1 pseudogene is annotated in these 264 nt (G+C 62.9%); it reads left to right on the forward strand.

From position 1 onward, the window contains the following. A pseudogene (locus SCA31_RS23865) lies at positions 1 to 264 on the forward strand (DNA glycosylase); the annotation flags it as partial.

The following is a 264-nucleotide window of genomic DNA, read 5'->3' on the forward strand; positions in this document are numbered from 1 at the left end:
GTTGTGTTCTCCGGACCGTCTCAGCAGATGCCGTCGGCTTTTCCTTAGGCATCCTGGAAGTGGTTCCGACCGCCGATGAGGACAAGATCGTCGGCCACCTAGGGCCGGACTTGCTCGGCCCGGATTGGGACGAGGCGGAAGCCTTGCGCAGGCTCCAGGCCGAACCGGACGTCCCGGTGGGGTTCGCTCTGTTGGACCAACGCAAGCTGGCAGGGATCGGCAACATCTACCGTTGTGAGGCCTGCTTCCTTTCCGGTGTCCATC

Origin of the sequence: Chryseobacterium sp. SIMBA_028, from assembly GCF_046535285.1 — a bacterium.
In the GTDB taxonomy this organism is placed as follows: Bacteria; Bacteroidota; Bacteroidia; order Flavobacteriales; family Weeksellaceae; genus Chryseobacterium.